Raw genomic sequence first — 484 nt, 5'->3', positions numbered from 1 at the left:
GCGACCGGGGACGGGCGGGGCGGTGCCCGCCGGGATCACTCCTCGCTGAAGGAGGTGTACTCCTCGGCGGAGAGCAGGTCCCCCGGCAGCCCGGCGGCCTCGTCGATCCGGACCTTGAACAGCCAGCCCTCCTCGAAGGGGGAGGAGTTGACCAGGCCCGGGTCGTCCACCGCGTTCTGGTTGACCTCCACGACCTCGCCGGAGACCGGGGAGTACAGCTCGCTGACGGACTTGGTGGACTCCAGCTCACCGCAGGTCTCGCCCGCGGTCACGGTACGCCCGGCCTCGGGCAGCTCGACGAAGACGACGTCACCGAGCGCGGAGGCGGCGTGGGCGGTGATGCCCACGGTGGCGACGCCGTCCTCGGCCGGCGACAGCCACTCGTGCTCCTTGCTGTACCGCAGGTGCTGGGGGTTGTTGCTCATGGGTGGATTCTCCCGGGTGACGAGTGTGGTGGGTGGGGCGGTTCCGACCGGTGGGACAC

General features: G+C 70.9%; 1 protein-coding gene. It reads right to left on the bottom strand.

Features of this window, described 5'->3' with window-relative positions; translation table 11 throughout:
- Positions 1-35: 35 nt before the first annotated feature.
- The gene (gene gcvH / locus FOE67_RS28210) at positions 36-425 is read right to left on the bottom strand and encodes a glycine cleavage system protein GcvH (RefSeq protein ID WP_182667619.1); all 390 of its coding nucleotides are present in this window, start codon (positions 423-425) and stop codon (positions 36-38) included.
- Positions 426-484: the final 59 nt, after the last annotated feature.

Origin of the sequence: Streptomyces calidiresistens (assembly GCF_014141525.1) — a bacterium.
GTDB lineage: Bacteria > Actinomycetota > Actinomycetes > Streptomycetales > Streptomycetaceae > Streptomyces > Streptomyces calidiresistens.
The sequence above is the reverse complement of the archived record's forward strand: the minus strand, read 5'-3'. Positions and strand labels throughout refer to the sequence as shown.